We start from the raw sequence: 20,379 nt of genomic DNA, 5'->3' as shown, positions 1-20,379 counted from the left end.
CGCAACGCGAAATAGAATTGTCACTCATGGGAGTTCCGTCGAAGGTCGCCGTGGTGCAACTGGGCCTGTTCGTGCTCGGCATCGGCCTCGGCGTGGTGGTCACGGGCAACGGCCTGCCGTGGTGGATCGCGCCGGTGCTGTCGATGGCGGTGTACGCGGGCTCGGTGGAGTTCCTCCTCGCCGGGCTGCTGGCGGCCGCGACGCCGCTGGCGGCGATCGCCGCGACCACCTTCCTGGTGAACTCGCGGCACCTGTTCTACGGACTCACCTTCCCCCTCGGGCGCATCCGCAGCCGCATCGGACGGGCGTACGGCGTCTACGCCCTCACCGACGAGGCCTACGCCCTGGTGAGTACGGCACCGTCGGCCACGATGACCGGGCCGATGATCCTGCGCACCCAGGTGGGCCTGCACGTCGCGTGGGTGAGCGGCTCGCTGGTGGGCGGGCTCGCGGGCGGCGCCTTCCTGCGCGACGTGCCCGGCGTCGACTTCGTGCTGACCGCCCTGTTCGTGGTGCTCGCGCTGGACGCGCACCCGGACCGTACGACGCTCGCGCTCGCGCTCGGGGCGTGCGCGGTCGCGCTGGCCGCCGCGCCGGGCGCGATGCTGCTGGTCGCGATGGGCGGCTTCGCCGGGCTGCTGGTGGTGCGCCACGTCCTGGCCCGCCGGACGAAGGAGGCGGCGCATGCCTAGCACCGGCTACCTGCTGGCGGGGATCGCGATCGCGGCGGCGGTCACCCTCGCGCTGCGGCTGGCACCGTTCGGGCTCGCCTCGGTGCTGCGCGATTCGCCGCTGCTCGCCGACTTCGGGCGGTGGATGCCCGCGGGCGCCGTCGTGGTGCTCGCCGTCTACTGCATGGCGCAGGTGGACTACACGGCGCCGGCGCACGGGCTGCCGCAGATCGCGGGGGTCGCGGCCACGGCGGCGGCGCACCTGCGGCGGCGCAACGCGGTGCTCAGCATCGTCGCGGGCACGGCCGTGTGCGTCGCGCTGAGCTACGCACTGGCCTGACCGTGCTGGCACCATGAGCTGATGCGCGAGGAGACGATCACCGCCGGCGACGTGCGGCTGCGGGTGCAGCACCGCCGCGTGCCCGAGCCGACCGGACCGCCGGTCCTGCTCATCCACGGCATGGCCGCGGATCACCGCACGTGGCGGCGGACCGTCCGCGCCCTGTCCGCCGCCGGCCGCGACACCGTCACCTACGACCAGCGCGGCCACGGCCGCAGCGATCACAGCCCCGAGTACCTCCTCGACGAGCTCGCGCAGGACGCGGAGCACGTCGCGCGGTACGCGGGCCTTGAGGAGTTCGACGTCGTCGGGCACTCCCTCGGCGGCCAGGCCGCGCTGCGGCTCGCGTGGCGCCTGCCCGACGGTGTGCGCCGCCTGGTCCTCGAGGAGATGCCGCCGGTCGCACAGGAGGAGTCCCAGCTCGCGGAGTCGATGGACCTGCCGCTCACGCCGCGGCGGGTGTGGCTCGGGATCAAGCAGGTGGTGCAGACGCCGGGCGCGCTCTCGCGGTTCGACGGGACGATGATGGACTCGGTCTCGCCGCAGTTCCGGCCCGATCCGGCGTGGTGGGAGCGGCTGTCGGCCACGCCGCAGGAGACGCTCGTGATCTCCGGCGGGCCGCGCGACTTCCTGCGTCCCGAGTACCTGCGGCTCGTCGCCGATGCCCTGCCGCGCGGCGAGTACCTGGAACTGCGGGGCGGGCACACGGTGCACCGCGAGTCCTCCGCCGCGTTCGCGCGGGCGGTGCTCGACTTCCTGCGGTAGCGGCGTGCGTCGGGCCGCGTGACCGGCGAAGGGCCCGTCCCGCCGGGTGGCGGAACGGGCCCCTTCGTCGAAACCGGTGCTACGGGGTCAGCGGAGCCACCTGGCCGCCGGAGAGGCGACGCCAGGTGTAGACGATCACCAGCAGGCCGATCGGCAGGGTGATGATCGCGCAGATACCCATGATCAGCGTGGTGAGGATCCACACGAGCAGCGAGTTACCCACGTTGTTCTTCGCGGTCTCGAAGCTGGTGCGCAGCGCGTCGCCGAGGCCGAGGTTCCGGTCGATGGTCGCGACGAGCACGAACATGAACAGCCACGCGGCCACCAGGCCGGGGATCAAGCACAGCAGCGAGCCGACGCCGACGATCAGGCCGACGACGAGGGCGGCGACCAGCGCGGAGCCGGTGTTGCGCGGCTTGAAGAACGAGCCGAGCGTGACCTGCTTGCCGTCGGCCAGGTCCAGCAGCCCCGAGAGCAGCGCCGTGTGCACGAGGTACTGCACGATCGAGATCACCAACGCGAACAGCAGCGAGCCGCCGAGGCTCGCGCCCAGCGAGACGTTGTCCGCGGTGTAGGTGTTGGTGGTGGGGTCGTACGTGGTGTCGCTCGACGCCAGCATTCCGCCGATCAGCAGGCTGTAGCCGATGCCGAAGACGACGTAGAAGATCACGCCGTAGATCAGGCCCGCGACGAGGACGGAGCCGGCGTTCTTGCTGAACTTGTTCCACGCCCAGGAGAAGGCGTCACCGACGTTGAACGGCGGCTGTCCACCGAACTGCGGGGTGCCGTAGCCGCCGCCGGGAGGGGGCGGCGGGAAGCCGCCCTGGGGCGGGGGCGGGAAGCCGCCCTGCCCGCCCTGCGGCGGCGGGAAGCCCTGGCCGCCCTGGCCGTAGCCCGGGTCCTGCGGCGGCGGGAAACCACCGGCGGGCGGCGGCGGGTAGCCGCCCTGGCCGTAACCGGGCTGCTCCGGGTAACCACCGGGCTGGTATCCACCCTGCTGCGGATCCTGCGGGTTCTGCGGGTAGCCGCCCTGGTTGTCACCAGGGTAGTTCGGCGGCTGCGTCATGGTCTCCTCCTCCTCGCATGAACGATCCCGGCAAACCTACCAACACCAGGTGATGCACACCATAGGTGGATACTCAACCGCCGTCGGCCCGACGTTCGGCCTCCCGCTTGGCCTTCCGAAGTGCGAATTCCTCCTCCTCGAGCCGTGCCGCCTCGTCGGGCGGGGGCGCGCCGCCGCCGAGTCGCGCGGGCACCCAGTCCTCCCCCGCGGGGGCGGGGAATCCGCGCTGCGCGTCGGCGAGGGTCTCGGACATCGCCGCCCGCAACCGGGCCGTCAGGGCGACGGGATCGTCACCGTCGGGCAGGAGCGCGGGACCGGCCTGCACGACCACCGGGAAGCGGTGCCGGCCGATGCGGCGCTGCGTGCCCTTGGACCAGATGCGCTGGGTTCCCCAGACGATGACGGGGACGATCGGCACGCCCGCCTCGATGGACATGCGGGCGGCGCCGGACTTGAACTCCTTGATCTCGAAGCTGCGGCTGATGGTGGCCTCGGGGTAGACGATCACGGCCTCGCCGGCCTCCAGCGCGGTGACGGCCTCGTGGTAGCTCTCGGCGCCGTGTTCGCGGTCGACGCCGATGGCGCCGCAGTGCTTGATCAGGAAGGCCATGATCCGGATCTTCTTGAGTTCGGCCTTGAGCATGTACCGGGGCCAGCGGCCCGCGCGGCGGGCGGCGAGCCCGGCCTCGAGGAAGTCGACGTAGCTGGTGTGGTTGACGGCGAGGAGGACGCCGCCCTCGGCCGGGATGTTCTCCAGCCCGCGCCAGTCCACTCGCAGCCCCTGCGCGCGGAGGATGCTCCTCGCCAGGACCTGGACCACCTCGTAGACGGGTTCGCGCCGCGCCATCACACCCCCTGTGCTCGCTCTTGAGCCGAGGATACGACGGCGCGGCGCGGGCCGCGTCGGTTCAGTACGCGACCGAGAACCGCTCCCGCTCGTGCGCGGGGGTGAGGATCTCGTCGACGAACGCGATCGCGTAGTCGGCGCCGGAGATCTCGGAGTTCCCGTCCGCGTCGGTGAGCAGCAGGTCGCCGCTCGTGCGGAAGGCGCCGCGCTTCTCGCCGGGGTTGAACGAGCCGTAGCTCGCGGCCGGGCTCAGGTAGAACCAGTCCACGTCGCCGACGGTGCGCAGGTAGTCGAGCGCGCGATCGTGCTCCTGCGCGATCGGCTTGACGGCGTCGGGGAAGGACGGGGTGTCGACCAGCTTGGGGCCGCCCTCGGCGACGAGCAGGCTGCCCGCGCCGCCGACGACGCCGAGGCGGGCGCCGGTGGCGCGCGCAGCGGTGACGAGGGCCTCCAGGGCGGTGGGCAGATCGGTGCCCTCGCCCGACGGTGCCGCGGTCGGCAGGGCGGAGACGATGACGGCGGCGCCCTCGACGGCGCGGGCGACGAAGTCGGCGTCGGTCACGTCGCCGGCCTCGGCGGTCGCGCCCGCGGGGACCTTCGCGACGTCGCGGGCGACGCCGACGACCTCGATGCCGCGGTCGAGGGCTTCCGTGGTGATGTGGCCGCCGGAGTAACCGGAGGCGCCGAAGACGGTGATCCTCACTGGCGCACCGCCTTCGACCGGCTCTTGAGCAGGTGGGTGTCGGCGGCGAGCGGGCCGTGCGAGGCGATGCCCACGGCGATCAGGCCGGCGATGAGCGCCAGGGGCAGCTCGTAGCCGCCGTTGCTCGCGAAGAAGCCCGCGTCCCAGTGCACGAAGATGATCGCGCCGAGCATGTCGATGATGCCGAGCACCGCGACCAGCGGCACGGCGAGGCCGATGATCAGCGCGGCGCCGCCGACGAGTTCGACGATGCCCGCGAACCACGCGGACAGCGTCGGGAGCGGCACGTCCATCTTCTCGAAGCTCGCGGCGACGTTGTCGATGCCGTTGGTGACGAACTTCTGCCAGCCGTGCGCGAAGAAGATGACGCCGAGGATCACCCGGGCGATCGTGGAGGCGAGGCCTTGGCCCCGCTCGAGCTGTGCGGCCATGATGACCACTCCGTTCTATTGTTGAAGCTTCAATCCTGCGTTATCATCGAAGCACAGACGAATCGTAAGCGCAATACTTCTGTACGTGTAAGGTTTCCTCATGGCCGAATTCGATGTCTTCGCGAAGAACTGCCCCTCGCGCGATGTCTTCGCGCACGTCACCGGGCGGTGGGGCGCGCTCGTCCTGGGACGGTTGACCTCGGAGCCCCAGCGCTTCGGCGAGATCCGCCGCCAGGTGGAGGGCATCAGCGACCGCATGCTCACGCAGACGCTGCGGTCCCTCGTCGACGACGGGCTGGTCAGCCGGTACTCCGCCGGCACCAATCCCCCGTACACCGAGTACCGGCTCACGCCCGCCGGTACCGACGTGGCGGCGGCGGTGCTGCAGTTGGCGGAGGCCGTCGAGGCCGCGATGACCACCACGCAACGGTCGTAGGGCGCTTCCCACGCTCGAAAGGGATGCCATGACCACCATGCCCGCGCTGTTCCTCAGCCACGGCGCCCCACCGCTCGTCGACGACGAGCGCTGGGTCGCGCAACTCCGGACGCTCGCCGCCGACCTGCCGCGGCCCGAGCAGATCCTCGTCGTCTCCGCGCACTGGGAGGCCGCGCCGCTCACCGTGGGCGCCACCGACTCCCGGGTCCCGCTCACCTACGACTTCGGCGGCTTCCCCGAGCGCTACTACCGCACCGTCTACCCCTCGCCCGGCGCGCCGGAACTGGCGGACCGGATCGCGGCGATGGCGCCCGACGATCAGCCCGTGCACCGGGACGAGCGGCGCCGGCTGGATCACGGCGCGTACGTGCCGCTCACCGTGATGTACCCGGAGGCCGACATCCCCGTCCTGCAGGTCTCGCTGCCCACCCTCGAGCCGGAGGCGCTGTTCGGCCTCGGCCGGCGGCTCGCGGAGCTGCGGGAGGAGGGCGTGCTCATCATCGGCTCCGGGTTCACCACCCACGGCCTGCCCTTCCTCACCGACCCCAGCGCCGACGCCGCCGCACCCGGCTGGTCGCGCGAGTTCGACGCGTGGGCGCACGAGCGGTTCGTCGCGGGCGACGTCGACGGGCTGATGCGGTTCCGCGAGGAGGCGCCCGGCATGCCGTACGCGCACCCGCGGATCGAGCACTTCGCGCCGCTGTTCGTCACGCTCGGCGCGGCGACCGATCCCGAGGCCGCGCCCGAGGAACCGATCGACGGCTTCTGGATGGGACTGGCCAAGCGCAGCATCGTCGCGGCCTGAGCCGTCCGGTTCAGGCTCCCGCGCCGACGTACTCCCGCAGGGCCGGGTCGCCGGATTCGAGGCGGTCGACGATCTCGCCGCCGTCGCAGCGCAGCAGCGCCACGACGACCGCATCGTCGGAGCGACTCAGCACGGCCCACGTGCCGCCGGAGTCCTCCCAGCGGAGCAGTTGGTCGAGCGGGGTCATCGTGGGGGCCGGGTCACGACGGTCAGGCGACGGCCTTCGCGACCAGGGCCGCGATCCGCGCCTCGGTCTCGGCGTCCAGCGCCGTGACGTTCCAGACGATGGGGTGCATGTTCGCACCCTCCTCGTGGGCCGGATTCACCGTCTCGCCGAAGCCGAAGGCCACGTAGGTATCGCCCGGCTTGATGTAGCAGACGTCCTCACCGCCGCCGATGTAGAACGGCAGCCCCCACCGCACGACGGGCTCGAGGCCCGGCGCGTTCTCCCGGATGATGGCGTGCAGGCGCTCCCCGATCTCGGCGTACGGCGCGGGCATGGCACGGAGCTTCGCGAGAACGGCGGCGTCGCCCTTCTTGGTGAACACGATGAGCCTCCTGGCTGTTCGACGGCGTCTCCACCCTACGGGCCCGGGGCGGTCCGGAAACGAGTTCGGGCGGGGCTCTGATTTCTCAGAACCCCGCCCGAACTGCGGTTTCCTCTGTGGAGCTAAGGGGAATCGAACCCCTGACCTCCTCGATGCGAACGAGGCGCGCTACCAACTGCGCTATAGCCCCTTGCGGAACTCGAATACCTTAGCAAGCCCCGCGGCCAAACTGTTAACCGACCTTGCGCTCGTACGGTTCCCGCAGGTCAGCCGGTCGATCGAGGAAGTCGAACTCCTCGGCGCGGTAGCGCGGCAGGTGGTCGAAGGCCGGGTCCTCGTCGTCGATCTCCATGACGATGCAGCCGCCGCGCCGCAGGTGCGCCGGCACGCCGTCGCGCACCTCGGCCTCGCGGGCACGCTCGCGGCGGGCCCGCTCCAGGCGCGCCATCCGGCGACGACGGATCTCGGTCTCGATGCGCACCGTCCGGCGCAGGTAGGCGAGGTAGACGACGAGGGCGACCATCACGGCGCCGAGGCCGTACCAGGCGAACGGCACGTTCATCAGGCCCGCGCCCAGCGCGACCACCGCGAGCACACCCAGCACGAGCGTCACGCGCTGCCGGAACCGGAACCGGGCCTCGGTGATGCGTGCGTCGTTCTCGGGGTCGTAGCCGCCCCGCCGGCGGCGCGGCTCCGCCTCGACGTCCTCGGCCGCGTACTCGGCATCGGCCTCGGCATCGATGTCGTCGTCGCGTTCGTCGGCGGCCCGCGCGGGGCGGGCGACGGGGGCGAGCTCCTCGGTGAGCTGCTCGTCCGCGGGCACCTCGTCGACGGCCTCGTCCACGAACTCGACGGCCTCGTCGGCCGGGAGTTCCGCGATCGGCTCGATCTCGTCGGCGGACTCCGGCTCGGGCGCGGTCACGCGCCGGACGATGGGCTCCGACTCCGGCGCGGCGGCATCGTTCTCGGCCTGCGCGACCGGCTTCGCCACGGGGGCGTCGAGGTCGTCCAGGTCCACGACCTTCGCCTTCGCGCGCATGGCCGCGCGCTCGACGGTGGGGATCGGGGTGGTGTCGCCGTCCATGGGACTCGACCCGTGCAGGTCGTCGACGTCCGAGTCCACGTACGCGTGCGCCTCGGCCTCCTCGTCGGCGAGCAGTGTGTCGTCGGCGGCACCGTCGGCCTTGCCGAGCACGATGCGGCCGTCGACGTCCTCGTCGAGATCCTCCGCGGCCGGCGCCTCCTCGGTGCGAGTCTCGGCGACGGTGGCCGCCGGGCGGATGCGGCGCCGCACGGCGCGGGTGGCGGAGCCGCCGCGGTGCAGCAGGCGCGTCTTCAGCGTCGCGTCGGACACCTGGTTCACCTTGGGGTGCCGCGCGGCGAGCATCGGAACGAGCACCACCAGCCACGCGACGATCAGCCCCACCCAGAGCAGTGTCTGCGGGATCATGTCGGCTCCCTCCGGCAATCAGCGAGCACGGATCACATCCGTGTAAGTCGCCTCGAAGGCTATTTCACCAGGGTGGATCAGCGCACCCGACGCGCCGTAGGCAAACCCCAAAAATCTCAAACAGTCACTTCAGTCACACGCTCAGAACCGGGCCCGCCCCGACCGGACCACCCGCGCGACCATCGAGTCCGCGACCTCCTCGGCCGTGATCGCGACGAGCAGGTGATCGCGCCAGGCACCGTCGACGTGCAGGTACCGCCGCAGCAAACCCTCCTCGCGGAACCCCGAATTGCGGAGCACGGCACGCGATCCCGCATTCTCGGGGCGCACCGTCGCGTCCACGCGGTGCAGCCGCAGAGCCCCGAAGCAGTGATCGACGGCGAGCGCGACCGCCGCCGTCGCCACCCCGCGGCCGGTCACCCGCCGGTCGACCCAGTACCCCACCCAGGCGCTCTGCAGCTGCCCGCGGGTGATGTTCCCGATGGTGATCTGGCCGGCGTAGGCACCGTCGACCTCGATGACGAGCGGAACGATGGTGCCGGACCGGGCCTGCGAGCGCAGGGAGGCGCACAGCGGCTGCCACTGCGACGCGGCGTGCCGGCGCTGCCAGTTCACCTCGCCCGACGGTTCCCAGGGCTCGAGCTCCACCCGGTTGAGCAGGCGCAGCCGCGACCACTGACGACCGTCGCGGGCGCGGATGGGACGCAACCGCACGACGCCGGCGGCAGTCGTGAGGGGCCCGAGTTCGACCTGCCAGTCCGCTCCGAACACCGCGGTCAGCCGCGCTGGGCGAGGAAGGCGACGACCACGTCGTCGCCCGCGCGGACCTCGGTGACCTCCGGGTCCACCACGATCAGGCAGTTGGCCTCGGCCAGACTGACCAGGAGGTGGGATCCGTTGTCCGGGATCGGCGCGACCATGAACTCGCCGGTGTCCTCGTCGCGCATGAGCTGGCCGCGGACGTACTCGCGACGGCCCGCCGGCGACTGGTGCGCGGCGGCGCTCTTCGCGGTCACGAGCCGGCGCATGGGCTGCCGCTTGCCGAGCGCGATGCGGATGAGCGGGCGCACCATCACCTCGAAGGCGACCAGCGCGCTCATCGGGTTCGAGGGCAGCAGGAAGGTGGGCACCTGGTCGGCGCCGAGGGTGCCGAAGCCCTGCACGGACGCGGGGTGCATCGCGATGCGGTCCACCTCGAGATCGCCGAGCTCGGTGAGCGCCGCGGTGATGTCCTCGGAGGCGGTGCCGCCGAGCGCGGAGGTCACGAGCACGACCTCGGAGCGCTGCAGCTGTGCCTCGACGGCCTCCCGCACGCCGTCGGTGGTGACGATGCCGACGCGGTGCACCTCGGCGCCGCAGTCGCGGGCGGCGGCGGCCAGCGCGTAGGAGGCCACGTCGTAGACCTGGCCTGCGCCGGTGTCCCGGTCGATGTCGACGAGCTCGCGGCCCACGGAGATCACCGCGACGCGCGGCCGCGGGTGCACCAGCACCTTGTCGCGACCGACGGCGGCGAGGAGGCCCACCTGCGCGGGGCCGACGACGGTGCCGCGGCGCACCGCGACATCACCCGGCTGCACATCGTCACCCGTGCGACGGACGTACTGCCCGGATCGGACGGAGTGTCCGACGCGGACCTTCGACAGGCCACCGTCGGTCCACTTGTCGGGCAGGACGGCGTCGGCGAGCGTCGGCAGGGGCGCGCCGGTCTCGACCTTGACGGCCTGGCCGGGCTGCAGCCGGATCGGCTGGCGGTTGCCCGCACGGACCTCGCCCACCACCGGCAGCGACACCACGATGGACTCCCCGGTCTCCTCGTCGGTCTCGCCGGCGGTCGCCACGTCCACCGAGCGCACGGCGTAGCCGTCGATCGCGGCCTGATCGAAGGCGGGGAGAGCGTTCTCGACGACCACTTCCTCCGCGCACATGAGGCCCTGCGCCTCGGAGATCCCCACGCGCACCGGGCGCGGCGCCACCGCCGCGGCCGTGACCCGTGCCAGATGGTCCTCCACGGAGCGCATGTACTCGGCCTCCTACTTGGTCAGGCGAACCTGCAGCCACTCGCGCAGGTCGGGCCCGTAGTCGTCACGGTCCAACGCCAAGTCAACCGCAGCCTTGAGGTAGCCCCCGGGATTTCCGAGGTCGTGTCGGGTTCCGCGGTGCACCACCACGTGCACGGGATGGCCCTCGCTGATGAGCAGCGCGATGGCGTCCGTCAGCTGGATCTCGCCGCCGGCGCCCTTGTCGATGCGGCGCAGCGCGTCGAAGATCGCGCGGTCCAGCAGGTAGCGGCCCGCGGCCGCGTAGTTCGACGGGGCGTCCTCGGCCTTGGGCTTCTCGACCATGCCGTTGACCTTGAGCACGTCGGGATTGGCGGCGTCGGGCACGATCTCGACGTCGAAGGCGCCGTAGCTGCTGATCTGCTCCTTGCTGACCTCGATCGCGCAGAGCACCGAGCCGCCGCGCTTCTCGCGGACCTTCGCCATGGTGGTGAGCACCCCGTTGGGCAGCACCAGGTCGTCGGGCAGGAGCACGCTGACCGCGTCCTCGTCGTCGTCCAGCACGGGCTCGACGCAGGCCACGGCGTGCCCCAGGCCGAGCGGTTTCTCCTGGATGACGGCCTCGGCGTGGATCAGGTTCGGGGCGCGGCGCACCTTGTCGAGCATCGCGGTCTTGCCGCGCTTCTCCAGCGTGCCCTCGAGCACGAGGTCCTCGACGAAGTGGGCGACCACACCGTCCTTGCCGGGACTGGTCACGATGCAGAGGCGCTCGGCGCCGGCGGCCGCGGCCTCCTCCGCCACCAGCTCGATGCCGGGCGTGTCGACCACGGGCAGCAGTTCCTTCGGCACCGTCTTCGTCGCGGGGAGGAAGCGGGTACCGAGGCCTGCGGCAGGGACGATCGCGGTCTTCGGAATGGACGGCGCTGTGGTCATTCCCCCACCTTAGGCTAGGTCACGTGATGGTAACGATCCGAGTGGCTGGGAGTTCGCCGCATGACCGCTGAATCCAAGGCCGCCTGGCGCACGCGGTTCCGCCGCGGCCGGGCCGCGATGTCCGACGCCGCGCGCGCGGCGGCCGCGGCGTCGTTGACCGAGGTCCTGGCCGGTCTCGACCTCGGCGAGGTGGTCGCCGCCTACGTCCCCGTGGGCTCCGAGCCGGGCTTCGTCCTCGACCGGACGGTGCTGCTGCCGGTGACCCCGCCGGAGCCGGGACCGCTGGACTGGGCGTGGTCGGGGTCACTGGCTCCGGGCCCGTTCGGGCTGCTCGAGCCCGCGGGTTCCCGGCTCGGCCCGGACGCCGTGACCTCCGCCTCGACGGTCCTGCTGCCCGCGCTCGGCTGTTCCCGCGCGGGGGTGCGGCTGGGGAGGGGAGCCGGCTACTACGACCGGTCGCTGACGCCCGGCCCCCGGCTGATCGCGGTGGTCTACGACGACGAGCTGGTGGACTCCCTGCCGGCGGAGCCCACGGACGTACCGGTGCACGCCGCCCTGACACCATCGGGTTTGGTGGAGTTCTGAGCCCCGGCGATTTCGCATCGAGACAAGACCCGAGGCCGGATTCGGCTTCGGATGCGGCTGCAGTGCTGAATCCCCGGCCGGGGTCGTCCATCCACAGGTAAACGTACGAAACTTGTTTGATCCACAGGCACCGGCCGTACGCACGCGATCGGCTCAGGTGCACCTCCAGGATCGCTTCCATGGATACTCCAGCGTTCATCGCGCGGATCGCAGCACACAACGGGGGCGTCGTTTCACGCCGGCAACTCGTACGCGAGGGCGTCGACGTCGCGGAGATCGAGCGGCTGCGCAGCCGCCGCGTGATCACCCCGGTCCGCCGCGGCTGGTACGCGACGCCGGACGCGCGGCCGATCGTGCTGGCCGCGGTGAAATGCGGCGCCGCGATCACGTGCGTTTCGGCGCTGGAGTACTACCCCGGGGTGTGGATTCCCCCTCGGCGGAGCCAGACGCATCTCCGCTGGCCTCGGCATCTCAAGCACCAGCGGACACACAGGCAGTGCCGGGCGTTCCGCTCTCTCGCGACGCCCACGAGCGCCGTCGATCCGCTCCCGGTCGCGGTGCTGTGCGCGGCGCAGTGCCTGGCGGACGAGGAGATCGTCGCGGTCCTCGACTCGCTGCTGCGCCCGCCGAACCTGTGGACCGTGCAGGACGTTCGCGCGTTGTTCGACGGCGCGCCGAAACGCATCGTCCGGCTGCTCGGGCTGCTCGATCCCGCTTCTGGGAGCGGAACCGAGTCGATCGTCCGCTACCGCCTGCACTGCCTCGGAATCACAGTGCGGACGCAGGTGCCGCTGCCGTGGGGGATCGTCGACCTCCTGTTGGGAGACAAGTTCGTCGTCGAGTGCGACAGCGAGGGCTACCACGGCGGGGCTCAACGTCGCGCCGACCTGCGTCGCGACCGGATCGCCGTGCGCGGGGACTATCGCGTGATGCGCATCGACTACGAGGATGTCATCGCGAACTGGGAAGAGATTCGCGACGACATCCTCGACATCGTCCGGACCGACCGCCACCTGGGGAAGACCCGGGAGATTCGCACTGAGACGGGCACCGAGGCCGGATCCGGCTTCGATGCCGCGTAGGGCGCGAAATCCCCGGCGTTCAGACCAGCAGTCGGGAGATGTACTTCTCGCCGTACGCGCGGAGTGCGGCGGAATCGCTGATGTCGAGGCCGGTCGGCGAGTTGGAGAGCAGCGATCCGGTGATCCGCAGCATCAGGTCCACCACGGAGCACAGCTCGGCGTAGTCCTGCTCGGCACCGGTGTTGCGCAGCCGGATGACGATGCCCTGGATGAGCAGGTCCCACACGCCGCGCGGGATGCGTAGGAAGTACTCGGGCTCGGCGGCCAGCACCTTCGAGACCGCGAGGTTCGACTCGGCCTGTTCGATGCTCAGCACGAAGACCTCGACCAGCGTCTGCTGCGGCGTGTACCCGACGATCGTCTTGTCGAGCTTGCGGCGCAGGGTGCGGATCTCGATGGCCACGACCCGGGCGATCAGCTGGTCGCGGTTCGGGAAGATCCGGTACAGCGTGCTGCGGGAGACGTGCGCCTGCTTGGCGACCTGATCCATGCTGACGCCGGGGATGCCGTTCGCGGCGATCACCTCGCGTGCCGCGTCCACGATCCGCCGCGCAGGTGAGGGAACCGTCATGGCGGTATCGTATCCGCTCACATCCTTGGCACTCGAATCGCAGGAGTGCTAATTCGAGAGGTAGAATCAGTAGGTGCCTACCTATTCGTATCAGTGCAAGGAGTGCGGCGAGGCCTTCGACGCCGTCCAGTCCTTCTCCGACGATCCGTTGACCGTGTGCCCCAACTGCGGCGGCCCGCTGCGGAAGTTGTTCAACTCCGTCGGCGTCGTGTTCAAGGGCAGCGGCTTCTACCGCACCGATTCCCGCAGCTCCAAGGCCGATACGACGGCCAAGTCCGAGAAGAAGCCGGACGCGCCGAAGGCCGATAAGGCCACGACCTCGGGCTCGTGATGCACGCCTTCGACGAGGCGACGGCGCTCCAGCCCATCGACGGGGGCTTCCGCGCGCGGACCCACCCGGCCTACAACAACATGGTCGGGCCGTTCGGCGGGATCACCGCCGCCACGGTGGTCACCGCGCTGCAGGCGCACCCCGATGCGCAGGGCCACCCGCTGAGCCTCACGCTCAACTACGCCGCCCCGATCAAGGACGGCGCGCTGGACGTCGCGATCACCGTGCTGCGCACGAACCGTACGAACCAGCACTTCACGTTCGTCATCAGTCAGGGCGACGGCGCCGTCGCCTCCGGTACCGCGGTGTTCGGCACCCGCCGCGACACCTGGAGCGCCACCGAGCTGTCCTTCCCGCCCGTGCAGGGCCCGGCGGACTACCCCGAGCTGTCCATGCCGGAGTTCGTGGAGTGGGCGAAGAACTACGAGACCCGCTTCGTCGAGGGCAGCCTGGAGATGGACGGCCCGCAGGACGGGTCGACGACCACCATGTGGATCCGCGACAAGCCCGCGCGCCCGCTGGACTACGCCGCGCTCGCGTCGATCTCCGACTCCTTCTTCCCGCGCATCTTCCTGCGCCGCGGCACCTACGTGCCCGCCGGGACGATCTCGCTGACGACCTACTTCCACGCGAGCCCCGCGGAACTGGAGCAGCAGGGCGACGACCACGTGCTCGCCACCGCGCGCGCGGCCCGCTTCGGACACGGCCATTTCGACCAGTACGGCCAGGTCTGGGGCCGGAACGGCGCGCTGCTCGCGACCACGCACCAGATCGTCTACTACAAGGATCCGCAGGCCTGATCCTCCGGCCTTCCTCCACAGGTTCGGGGTTATCCACAGGCTCCCCCGCACGGAGCGGGTTCCGACGGTGCGCCGTCGTAGCGTCCCGGGCATGGACTCCTTGCAACCCACCGGGGCGGAACGGATCCGGGCCGCGCTGCGGCCGGGGTGGGCGCGCACACTGACGGCGCGACGGGGAGCCGCCGCGGCACTGGCGGTGCTCGCCCTCGTCGTGGCCGTCACCAGCCGGCCGAGCGGACCGCAGGCCCAGGTGCTGGTGGCCGCGCGCGAGCTGGGCCCGGGCGGCAGGCTCACGGGCGAGGACCTGGTGCTGCGCACCGTCCCGGCGGAGCTGGCGCCGCAGGACGCGTTGACCGGGCCCGACGATGCCGTCGGCCGCTCGGTGACGGGACCGGTGGGCGCCGGGGAGATCCTCACGAGCCGCAGGGTTCTGACCGACCGCACCGCCGGGCACATCCGTCCCGGCGCGCGGCTGGTACCGGTCTCGCTGCAGGACTCGGCCACGATGGACCTGCTCCGCGCGGGCGATGTGGTCGACGTGGTGGCGCAGCGCAAGGACGATTCCCCCGCCGTGCTGGCCCGGTCGGCCACGGTGGCCGTGGCCGCGGCGCCGCAGGCCACGCGGCAGCAGGCCCGGACCGCGATGCTCGCCATGTCGGAGTCGGAGGCGCACGCGGTGGCCGCTGCGGCGCTCAGTTCACCGCTGTCCGTGGTCTTCCGGTGAGGTCAGCCCACGCGGTAGGTGAGTTCGCGGATCAGCCACCTCTGCCGCTCCCGGGCGACCGCCGCGGTGGCGGGGCCGTAGTAGTAGCGCAGGTACTCCTCGCCGGCGCGCCGCTGCGCCCGGGTGGGCAACGTCGCCAGTTCGGCGGGTGGGGCGAGTGCCGCCGCCTCCGGAGTGCGGATGGCGCCCTGCAGCCACCGTCGTTGCTCGAGCAGCATCCACCACCAGGCCCCGCCGAGCAGAGTCAGCGTGACGGCGCACTTGAGCAGGATCAGGGCGAGGGCGATCATCGGATCGTCGCCGCTGGGCGCGTTCCACCAGAAGTGCATCAGGTAGGAGAGCGCCACGGCGAGGGCGGCGAGCGCCGGGCGGCTGCGCAGCAGCGCGAGGCCGAGCGCGAAGAAGCCGGTGTACACCCAGTGCGACTGGAAGCCGAACAGCGCGCGCAGCACCGTGACGGTGAGGGCGCCGGCGACGTCGGACTGGGCGTCGCGCAGGGCGAAGGTGATGGCGTAGGAGAGGTTCTCCACGACCTGGAAGCCGAGGCCCGCGAACGCGCCGACGGCGAAGATCTGCAGGGGGCGGCGCAGCCGGTCGCGGAACATCACCAGCAGCAGGGCGACGCCCGCGGCCTTGATCGTCTCCTCGTTGAGCGGTCCGACGAGGGCGGCGCCCCAGTGGGTGGCGCCCGGATCGTCGAGGACGTCGCTCACGGCGTCCGAGGCGAATCCGTTGATCTGCAGCGACAGGCCGCACGCGCCGATCGCGCCCCAGGCGAAGGCGAGCCCCCAGGCGCTGCGGACCTGGGCGTGCGATCGGTCGAGCGCCCAGATGATCACGGCGATGGCAGCGGCCGCCAAGAGGATGATCGGCAGTGCGGCAGCGATCCCCGCGCCGGATTCGGCGAATCGCGGCACCATGTCGCGCGCGAGCACGAATCCGCCGCAGAGCAGTCCCGCCACGAACACCCAGAAGGAGATCGTGGTCATCCGCGCGCGCATCAGGCCTCCCGCATCGATCGGACCAGCGCGGCCAGGTCGGGCACGGCACCGTCGGGCGGCCGGAGCGTGAGCACCGTGACCAACAGCGCGTCCCGCCCGACCACGGCGCACTCCCCCGCCTTGCCGCCGCCGGTGGCGGTGCAGGTTCGGCCGCTGAACCGGGCACCGCGGAGGTCGCCGGTGAAGCGCGCATCGACGCCGCCGGCCTCGAACTCGCGCAGTCGACGCGGGGCCGCGGTATCGAAATCGGTCATACCGGTCGTGAGCCGCACGGAGAGCGAACTCCCGGTGGCGTGGACGAAGCGCGCCACATCGGCCCGCCCGGACGGCACCTGCTCCCAGCCCGACGGTGCGCGGAAATCGACTCCGGCGTAATCGTTCCCAACACGATATGCAGAATCGGCGACCGGTGTCCGCGGCGTCGGCACGGCGCGTTCGAGGCCGAACCACCCCGCGGCCAGGCCCCCGACGGCCAAGATCACACCGGCCGAAACGCCCGCGTCCACTGCGCGCAATCGGTTCATACGGTTAGCATAAGTCCGAAATTGCATCAGGCGTCACTGGCGTTACAACCTCACGAAGGACACTCGAACATGCTCAAGGGATTCAAGGACTTCCTCCTCAAGGGCAACGTGCTGGACCTCGCGGTCGCCGTTGTCGTCGGTGCCGCGTTCACCGCGATCGTCACCGCGTTCACCGAGCACATCGTGCAGCCGTTGATCGCCTCGATCGGCGGCGGCAAGGACGTGCAGGGCCTCGCTTGGCAGATCGTGGACGGCAACGACAAGACCATCGTCGACTTCGGCGCCGTGATCACCGCGGCCATCAACTTCATCCTCGTCGCCGCGGTGGTGTACTTCGTCCTGATCCTGCCGTACGAGACGCTGAAGAAGCGCGCCAGCGGCCCGGCCACCGAGGACGAGGTGGACGTGCTCGTCGAGATCCGCGACCTGCTCGCGGCCCAGGCCGCGCAGCCGCAGGGCGGCGCGCACTCCGTGCTGCCTCCGACGGGCCAGTTCCCCTCGCAGAAGCCGCAGATCTGATTCCGGTTCCATACCGACGAAAGCCGGCCTCCCCGTGTGGGGAGGCCGGCTTTCGTTTCGGGGTCCGACGGGGCCGTTACAGCGATCCCCGGCGCGACCTCCCGGTGTCCTCCATCTCGAGCACCGCCATGAGCTCCCGGTAGCTCGATTCGGACAGGTCCGACGACGAGGGCTTTTCCTCCGGCTCGACCACGATGAACGATCCGTCGCGACTGCGGCGGGCATGGGCGGTGGTCCCATCCTGCAGACGCACGACGACGTAGCCGGCCTTCGCCGGCACGGCTGGGAGGCGTTTATGACGCCCCTTGAGCCCTCCTCGGAGGACCTTGCGCTTGTGGCCGTCAGACTTCACTCTGCCCACGTCGTATCGCCTCCCGTGTCAGATCATTGATACTAGGCCTCCGTGACACGATCGGCACCGCTTACTCCGTCGATCTCGTTGGCTCCCTCATCAACCCGTCCACCGCGCAACGTGAACGAGGCCCTCATGAAAGTTGGACGCATCGGACCACCGATCGGTTCCCGGCTGATCTGAGAAGATCGCGGGGCCACCCCACGACGAAGGGCGGCCCGTCGCCGGGCCGCCCTTCGGGTCGGTATTCGGAACTCGTCAGCCGAGGGTGAAGCGATCACCCCACAGGACCACTCGCCCCTTGGTGTCGCCGACCTGCGCCCGGACGATCACGTACAGGCGCGCCTGCGCATAGCCGGCGCAGCCGTCGACGCCGATGGTCTGGTCGCTGTAGGTGAAGCTGCCGCTCGAACCGGTGAAGTCGAAGCTGGTCGACGGCACCGACCACTCCGGGTCGACCTCGTCGCCCGGCTTCGGCCAGGTCGCGCGGTCGTACGTCAGCGACTGCGTGCCGATGGAGCCCGCGGCGAGCGAGATGGAACCGCCCGTGGTGCCGGTGACCGAGGGTTCGATCGTCGGCCCCTGGAACGAGGCAGAGGCTCCCGAAGCAACGTCGACGCCCGCTTCGACGCCGGCCGAGCCGACGTCGATCTGGCAGCCGACGGCGTAGCCGGCCTCGATCGATCCCCCGTCCGCGTCCGCGCCGGTGATCTTGACGGACACCACGCCCGATACCCAGGCATTGCGGGTCGTCGGCAGCGCGACCATGCCGGGCGACAACCGCGCGCGCTGCGCCGTCACGCTGACGGTGATCGCGCCGGAGCCGGCCTTCGCCGTCTGCGAGGCGTTGCGCAGCGGGATCACGGTGTCGGCGGCCGCGGTGGCGGGCGCGAGCAGCGCAACGGTCGTGGCGGCCGTGGTGGCGAGCGCCGCCGCGACGAGGGAGATTCTCGGGGTCATGTACCCAGTCCTTTCAATACGCCGGCTGAGCTTCGCCGTCGATTGAGAAAGGAAGGTACCAGCCGGAAACCGCCCAAATCGCCCGTGGAAACCCTGAGTTAACACTGGCGGGAAGCTGTAACAGAATAGGCACTTCCTGAGTGATTCCGAAGGCTTTCGAGCCGCAAACGAAGGACCGCCCGCCCCGGGCCCGGGGCGGGCGGTCCCGCGGGAGTTCTTACTCCCCGTCGTCGGTCTTGTCGCCTCCGGCGGCGGGTTCAGCCGCACCGGTCGAGCCCGCGGGCTCCGACTGCTTCGGCGTCTCCGGCTCCGTCGTCGCTTCGGGCTTGGTAGGAGTACTCGGCTCCTCCTGCTTGGCCTTGTCGGGACGATCGAAGAGATCCCGGACCGCGCCGATGAGATCACGGCCCGCCGGCGCCTGGCTGGTTCCCGAACTGCTCGTGGCGGCACCGCCGGGTGCCGTGGTTGCGGTCGGCGACGCCCCCTCCGCCGCCTCGGACGCTCCGCCGACGACCGTCTTGGTCAGGGGCTTGGAGGACTTCGCGGCGACCTCCGGAGCCGTCCCCGCGCTGCTCGATCGATCCGCAGCCGTGTCCTTCGAGGCCGGAAGCCCGGGAACCACCGCGCCGATCGCCGCGAGGTCGTACTGCAGGATCTGCCCCGGCAGCGCGATGACGTTCCCGGCCAGCTCCGTGAGGTACCCCTGGATCGCCTTCGCCGCTCCGGCGAAATCACCCTTGAGTGCCTGCTTGTTCACGGCGTCACTGACCGCCTGGAAGATGTTCGCACTGAGCGGGACGCCGTCCTTCTCCTTGGTCTGCCCCTCCGTGAGCGGCTTGCCGTCCTTGCCGACGTACTGACCGGCGTCGTTCTTCTTGTAGCCGACCGTGACGAAGGCGGCGAGGCGCGCCTGGTCGAGATTCTTCAGCGGGATCCCCGCGACGGTGAGGAGGCTTCCCACGCTCGGCAGCGCGACGGGACTCGCGTCGGCCGATGTTGCCGCGGCCCCCGATGCCGTCGCGGTCTTTGCCGGCTTGGGGAAGAACGCCCCGACGTTGAGATTGATCAGTGCCGCGGGCAGGGCGATCACCTGCGCGGCGAGCTGGGCCAGGTAGCTCTGGATCTGTGCGGCCGCGGTCGCGAAGTCGCCGCGCAACGCCGACTTGTTCACGGCGTCGCTGACGGCCTGGAAGATGTTGGCCGTGATCGCGACACGGTTCTCAGCAACGTACTTCGCGTAGGCCGCGTCGGACTCGTCCTTGTCCTTCTCCCGCAGCGGCTTATCGTTCTTGTCCACGAGTTGACCCGCGGCGTTCGTCTTGTAGCCGGTGACGACGAACGCCGAGGTCCGAATCAGCTCGAAGTTGCTGAAGGGCAGCGCGAGGATCTTGAGCGGGTCCGGCGCGAACGACTCCAACGCCGGCGGCTCCGGCAGGGCCGCGGCCTGCTGGGTGGCGACGACGGCCGTCGGCGCGGAGGTGGCGGCGACGGCGTTCGCGCCGACCGGGGTCGCGATGATCGCGGCCGCAGTCACCGCAGCGGCCAGCGAGGTGGTGCGCTTCATTACTTTAGTTCCCCTCAGTTCAATCTCAGGCGATTCCTACCTGTTCCCGAAAAATAGCACCGCGCAACACGAACTGAATACGAAGCGAAGAAACTCCCTTACATAATCCATTACCGAAGCGAGAGAAACGACGGCACTACTGGGTGAGGAAAACGACGAGCACGCCTTTCCGAATTGCATCAGCAATCGAAGGCCGACTCGTCCCCGACCGGACGCGTCGACCGCCACGAGCCGGTGCCCACCACACAACGGCGACATCAGCGCATGTCAGCGGGGGCGGCATCGCCCCGATGCGCCCGTCTCGCCTGACCGCGCCGGGCGGTCGGGCCGCAGAAAAGCGCATCGCGCGCCCCGGCGGTGCCGGGACGCGCGAT

Annotated in this window: 27 protein-coding genes and 1 tRNA gene; 11 read left to right on the top strand and 17 right to left on the bottom strand. The window is 70.7% G+C overall.

Translation table 11 applies throughout. The features are described from left to right. Positions 1–26 precede the first annotated feature (26 nt). Genes FK530_RS06365 through FK530_RS06355 form a run of 3 tightly spaced genes read left to right on the top strand, consistent with a single transcriptional unit; the run spans position 27 to position 1,776 of the window. Positions 27–692: an AzlC family ABC transporter permease gene (locus tag FK530_RS06365; RefSeq protein WP_146486164.1), complete on the top strand. Its 666-nt coding sequence runs from the start codon at positions 27–29 to the stop codon at positions 690–692. Continuing rightward, entirely contained in the window at positions 685–1,011 is a 327-nt protein-coding gene (locus FK530_RS06360; RefSeq protein WP_146486163.1) for a branched-chain amino acid transporter permease, read from the top strand. The genes FK530_RS06365 and FK530_RS06360 overlap by 8 nt, the downstream gene beginning before the upstream one ends. Before the next feature lie 21 nt (positions 1,012–1,032). Continuing rightward, entirely contained in the window at positions 1,033–1,776 is a 744-nt protein-coding gene (locus FK530_RS06355) for an alpha/beta fold hydrolase (protein WP_146486162.1), read from the top strand. A 79-nt stretch (positions 1,777–1,855) separates the two neighbouring features. On the opposite strand, the gene FK530_RS25770 is transcribed toward FK530_RS06355, so the two are convergent. The 4 genes from FK530_RS25770 to FK530_RS06335 form a co-directional block, all read right to left on the bottom strand. Further along, positions 1,856–2,842 (bottom strand): DUF2189 domain-containing protein, encoded by a 987-nt coding sequence (locus tag FK530_RS25770; protein ID WP_158645033.1) that lies wholly within the window; start codon positions 2,840–2,842, stop codon positions 1,856–1,858. Positions 2,843–2,915: 73 nt separating this feature from the next. After that, complete coding sequence (locus FK530_RS06345) at positions 2,916–3,689, bottom strand: lysophospholipid acyltransferase family protein (protein WP_146486161.1); 774 nt, start codon at positions 3,687–3,689, stop codon at positions 2,916–2,918. 61 nt (positions 3,690–3,750) lie between these two features. Continuing rightward, entirely contained in the window at positions 3,751–4,392 is a 642-nt protein-coding gene (locus FK530_RS06340) for an NAD(P)-dependent oxidoreductase (protein WP_146486160.1), read from the bottom strand. Continuing rightward, positions 4,389–4,823: a DoxX family protein gene (locus tag FK530_RS06335; RefSeq protein WP_146486159.1), complete on the bottom strand. Its 435-nt coding sequence runs from the start codon at positions 4,821–4,823 to the stop codon at positions 4,389–4,391. The genes FK530_RS06340 and FK530_RS06335 overlap by 4 nt, the downstream gene beginning before the upstream one ends. A gap of 100 nt (positions 4,824–4,923) precedes the next feature. Between FK530_RS06335 and FK530_RS06330 the strand changes: the two genes are divergently transcribed. Together FK530_RS06330 and FK530_RS06325 are read left to right on the top strand one after the other, a co-directional pair. Next, a complete protein-coding gene (locus FK530_RS06330) occupies positions 4,924–5,259 on the top strand; it encodes a winged helix-turn-helix transcriptional regulator (protein ID WP_146486158.1) in 336 nt (111 codons plus the stop codon). Positions 5,260–5,287: 28 nt separating this feature from the next. Beyond that, positions 5,288–6,064 carry a dioxygenase family protein gene (locus FK530_RS06325; protein ID WP_146486157.1) on the top strand — a complete coding sequence of 259 codons (777 nt, stop codon included), beginning with the start codon at positions 5,288–5,290 and terminating at the stop codon, positions 6,062–6,064. Positions 6,065–6,074: 10 nt separating this feature from the next. On the opposite strand, the gene FK530_RS26265 is transcribed toward FK530_RS06325, so the two are convergent. From FK530_RS26265 to FK530_RS06295, 7 genes are all read right to left on the bottom strand, one after another. After that, positions 6,075–6,251 carry a hypothetical protein gene (locus tag FK530_RS26265; RefSeq protein ID WP_166443258.1) on the bottom strand — a complete coding sequence of 59 codons (177 nt, stop codon included), beginning with the start codon at positions 6,249–6,251 and terminating at the stop codon, positions 6,075–6,077. Between the two features lie 22 nt (positions 6,252–6,273). Then, positions 6,274–6,612, bottom strand: a complete 339-nt coding sequence (locus tag FK530_RS06320) for a DUF1801 domain-containing protein (RefSeq protein ID WP_146486156.1) — start codon at positions 6,610–6,612, stop codon at positions 6,274–6,276. Positions 6,613–6,729: 117 nt separating this feature from the next. Continuing rightward, positions 6,730–6,802: transfer RNA gene (locus FK530_RS06315), tRNA-Ala, on the bottom strand. Positions 6,803–6,844: 42 nt separating this feature from the next. Then, positions 6,845–8,062, bottom strand: coding sequence for a divisome protein SepX/GlpR (gene sepX / locus FK530_RS06310; RefSeq protein WP_146486155.1), 1,218 nt, complete (start codon positions 8,060–8,062; stop codon positions 6,845–6,847). Positions 8,063–8,203: 141 nt separating this feature from the next. Beyond that, complete coding sequence (locus FK530_RS06305) at positions 8,204–8,833, bottom strand: GNAT family N-acetyltransferase (RefSeq protein WP_231706515.1); 630 nt, start codon at positions 8,831–8,833, stop codon at positions 8,204–8,206. A gap of 5 nt (positions 8,834–8,838) precedes the next feature. After that, positions 8,839–10,080 carry a molybdotransferase-like divisome protein Glp gene (glp, locus tag FK530_RS06300; protein WP_146486153.1) on the bottom strand — a complete coding sequence of 414 codons (1,242 nt, stop codon included), beginning with the start codon at positions 10,078–10,080 and terminating at the stop codon, positions 8,839–8,841. A 12-nt stretch (positions 10,081–10,092) separates the two neighbouring features. Then, a complete protein-coding gene (locus FK530_RS06295) occupies positions 10,093–10,992 on the bottom strand; it encodes a UTP--glucose-1-phosphate uridylyltransferase (protein ID WP_146486152.1) in 900 nt (299 codons plus the stop codon). A 60-nt stretch (positions 10,993–11,052) separates the two neighbouring features. Between FK530_RS06295 and FK530_RS06290 the strand changes: the two genes are divergently transcribed. Together FK530_RS06290 and FK530_RS06285 are read left to right on the top strand one after the other, a co-directional pair. Continuing rightward, positions 11,053–11,577 carry a 5-formyltetrahydrofolate cyclo-ligase gene (locus FK530_RS06290; protein WP_146486151.1) on the top strand — a complete coding sequence of 175 codons (525 nt, stop codon included), beginning with the start codon at positions 11,053–11,055 and terminating at the stop codon, positions 11,575–11,577. 179 nt (positions 11,578–11,756) lie between these two features. Continuing rightward, the gene (locus tag FK530_RS06285; protein WP_146486150.1) at positions 11,757–12,659 is read left to right on the top strand and encodes a type IV toxin-antitoxin system AbiEi family antitoxin domain-containing protein; all 903 of its coding nucleotides are present in this window, start codon (positions 11,757–11,759) and stop codon (positions 12,657–12,659) included. 19 nt (positions 12,660–12,678) lie between these two features. Here the strand turns inward: FK530_RS06285 and FK530_RS06280 are convergent, their stop codons facing one another. Further along, positions 12,679–13,230 (bottom strand): TetR/AcrR family transcriptional regulator, encoded by a 552-nt coding sequence (locus tag FK530_RS06280; protein WP_146486149.1) that lies wholly within the window; start codon positions 13,228–13,230, stop codon positions 12,679–12,681. Positions 13,231–13,303: 73 nt separating this feature from the next. Here FK530_RS06280 and FK530_RS06275 point away from each other — a divergent pair, with 73 nt between their 5' ends. From FK530_RS06275 to FK530_RS06265, 3 genes are all read left to right on the top strand, one after another. Continuing rightward, positions 13,304–13,561, top strand: coding sequence for an FmdB family zinc ribbon protein (locus tag FK530_RS06275; protein ID WP_146486148.1), 258 nt, complete (start codon positions 13,304–13,306; stop codon positions 13,559–13,561). Then, positions 13,561–14,361 (top strand): acyl-CoA thioesterase, encoded by an 801-nt coding sequence (locus tag FK530_RS06270; protein ID WP_146486323.1) that lies wholly within the window; start codon positions 13,561–13,563, stop codon positions 14,359–14,361. The genes FK530_RS06275 and FK530_RS06270 overlap by 1 nt, the downstream gene beginning before the upstream one ends. 91 nt (positions 14,362–14,452) lie before the next feature. Further along, positions 14,453–15,085: an SAF domain-containing protein gene (locus tag FK530_RS06265; protein WP_146486147.1), complete on the top strand. Its 633-nt coding sequence runs from the start codon at positions 14,453–14,455 to the stop codon at positions 15,083–15,085. Positions 15,086–15,087: 2 nt separating this feature from the next. Here FK530_RS06265 and FK530_RS06260 read toward each other — a convergent pair whose 3' ends face one another. Both FK530_RS06260 and FK530_RS25765 read right to left on the bottom strand, forming a co-directional pair. Then, a complete protein-coding gene (locus tag FK530_RS06260; RefSeq protein ID WP_158645032.1) occupies positions 15,088–16,074 on the bottom strand; it encodes a PrsW family intramembrane metalloprotease in 987 nt (328 codons plus the stop codon). 11 nt (positions 16,075–16,085) lie between these two features. Next, positions 16,086–16,610, bottom strand: a complete 525-nt coding sequence (locus tag FK530_RS25765; RefSeq protein ID WP_158645031.1) for a hypothetical protein — start codon at positions 16,608–16,610, stop codon at positions 16,086–16,088. Between the two features lie 69 nt (positions 16,611–16,679). Between FK530_RS25765 and mscL the strand changes: the two genes are divergently transcribed. Then, a complete protein-coding gene (gene mscL / locus FK530_RS06250; protein WP_146486145.1) occupies positions 16,680–17,129 on the top strand; it encodes a large-conductance mechanosensitive channel protein MscL in 450 nt (149 codons plus the stop codon). 76 nt (positions 17,130–17,205) lie between these two features. Here the strand turns inward: mscL and FK530_RS06245 are convergent, their stop codons facing one another. From FK530_RS06245 to FK530_RS06235, 3 genes are all read right to left on the bottom strand, one after another. Continuing rightward, positions 17,206–17,409: a hypothetical protein gene (locus FK530_RS06245; RefSeq protein WP_146486144.1), complete on the bottom strand. Its 204-nt coding sequence runs from the start codon at positions 17,407–17,409 to the stop codon at positions 17,206–17,208. 330 nt (positions 17,410–17,739) lie between these two features. Then, positions 17,740–18,441: an MspA family porin gene (locus FK530_RS06240; protein WP_146486143.1), complete on the bottom strand. Its 702-nt coding sequence runs from the start codon at positions 18,439–18,441 to the stop codon at positions 17,740–17,742. Positions 18,442–18,658: 217 nt separating this feature from the next. Beyond that, positions 18,659–20,005, bottom strand: coding sequence for a hypothetical protein (locus FK530_RS06235; RefSeq protein ID WP_146486142.1), 1,347 nt, complete (start codon positions 20,003–20,005; stop codon positions 18,659–18,661). Positions 20,006–20,379: the final 374 nt, after the last annotated feature.

It is taken from the genome of Tsukamurella conjunctivitidis, from assembly GCF_007858475.1.
Classification (GTDB): Bacteria; Actinomycetota; Actinomycetes; order Mycobacteriales; family Mycobacteriaceae; genus Tsukamurella; species Tsukamurella conjunctivitidis.
This window is presented reverse-complemented; position numbering and strand designations above follow the sequence as displayed.

What these genes read in the sequence shown, in the direction of transcription:
- FK530_RS06355 (WP_146486162.1), top strand. Translation starts at nt 1,033, where the DNA reads ATGCGCGAGGAGACGATCACCGCCGGCGACGTGCGGCTGCGGGTGCAG.
- FK530_RS06285 (WP_146486150.1), top strand. Translation starts at nt 11,757, where the DNA reads ATGGATACTCCAGCGTTCATCGCGCGGATCGCAGCACACAACGGGGGC.
- FK530_RS06330 (WP_146486158.1), top strand. Translation starts at nt 4,924, where the DNA reads ATGGCCGAATTCGATGTCTTCGCGAAGAACTGCCCCTCGCGCGATGTC.
- FK530_RS06265 (WP_146486147.1), top strand. Translation starts at nt 14,453, where the DNA reads ATGGACTCCTTGCAACCCACCGGGGCGGAACGGATCCGGGCCGCGCTG.
- FK530_RS06280 (WP_146486149.1), bottom strand. Translation starts at nt 13,230, where the DNA reads ATGACGGTTCCCTCACCTGCGCGGCGGATCGTGGACGCGGCACGCGAG.
- mscL (WP_146486145.1), top strand. Translation starts at nt 16,680, where the DNA reads ATGCTCAAGGGATTCAAGGACTTCCTCCTCAAGGGCAACGTGCTGGAC.
- glp (WP_146486153.1), bottom strand. Translation starts at nt 10,080, where the DNA reads ATGCGCTCCGTGGAGGACCATCTGGCACGGGTCACGGCCGCGGCGGTG.
- FK530_RS06360 (WP_146486163.1), top strand. Translation starts at nt 685, where the DNA reads ATGCCTAGCACCGGCTACCTGCTGGCGGGGATCGCGATCGCGGCGGCG.
- FK530_RS06345 (WP_146486161.1), bottom strand. Translation starts at nt 3,689, where the DNA reads ATGGCGCGGCGCGAACCCGTCTACGAGGTGGTCCAGGTCCTGGCGAGG.
- FK530_RS25770 (WP_158645033.1), bottom strand. Translation starts at nt 2,842, where the DNA reads ATGACGCAGCCGCCGAACTACCCTGGTGACAACCAGGGCGGCTACCCG.
- FK530_RS06235 (WP_146486142.1), bottom strand. Translation starts at nt 20,005, where the DNA reads ATGAAGCGCACCACCTCGCTGGCCGCTGCGGTGACTGCGGCCGCGATC.
- FK530_RS06260 (WP_158645032.1), bottom strand. Translation starts at nt 16,074, where the DNA reads ATGACCACGATCTCCTTCTGGGTGTTCGTGGCGGGACTGCTCTGCGGC.
- FK530_RS06335 (WP_146486159.1), bottom strand. Translation starts at nt 4,823, where the DNA reads ATGGCCGCACAGCTCGAGCGGGGCCAAGGCCTCGCCTCCACGATCGCC.
- FK530_RS06365 (WP_146486164.1), top strand. Translation starts at nt 27, where the DNA reads ATGGGAGTTCCGTCGAAGGTCGCCGTGGTGCAACTGGGCCTGTTCGTG.
- sepX (WP_146486155.1), bottom strand. Translation starts at nt 8,062, where the DNA reads ATGATCCCGCAGACACTGCTCTGGGTGGGGCTGATCGTCGCGTGGCTG.
- FK530_RS06295 (WP_146486152.1), bottom strand. Translation starts at nt 10,992, where the DNA reads ATGACCACAGCGCCGTCCATTCCGAAGACCGCGATCGTCCCTGCCGCA.
- FK530_RS06325 (WP_146486157.1), top strand. Translation starts at nt 5,288, where the DNA reads ATGACCACCATGCCCGCGCTGTTCCTCAGCCACGGCGCCCCACCGCTC.
- FK530_RS26265 (WP_166443258.1), bottom strand. Translation starts at nt 6,251, where the DNA reads ATGACCCCGCTCGACCAACTGCTCCGCTGGGAGGACTCCGGCGGCACG.
- FK530_RS25765 (WP_158645031.1), bottom strand. Translation starts at nt 16,610, where the DNA reads ATGAACCGATTGCGCGCAGTGGACGCGGGCGTTTCGGCCGGTGTGATC.
- FK530_RS06240 (WP_146486143.1), bottom strand. Translation starts at nt 18,441, where the DNA reads ATGACCCCGAGAATCTCCCTCGTCGCGGCGGCGCTCGCCACCACGGCC.
- FK530_RS06290 (WP_146486151.1), top strand. Translation starts at nt 11,053, where the DNA reads ATGACCGCTGAATCCAAGGCCGCCTGGCGCACGCGGTTCCGCCGCGGC.
- FK530_RS06270 (WP_146486323.1), top strand. Translation starts at nt 13,561, where the DNA reads ATGCACGCCTTCGACGAGGCGACGGCGCTCCAGCCCATCGACGGGGGC.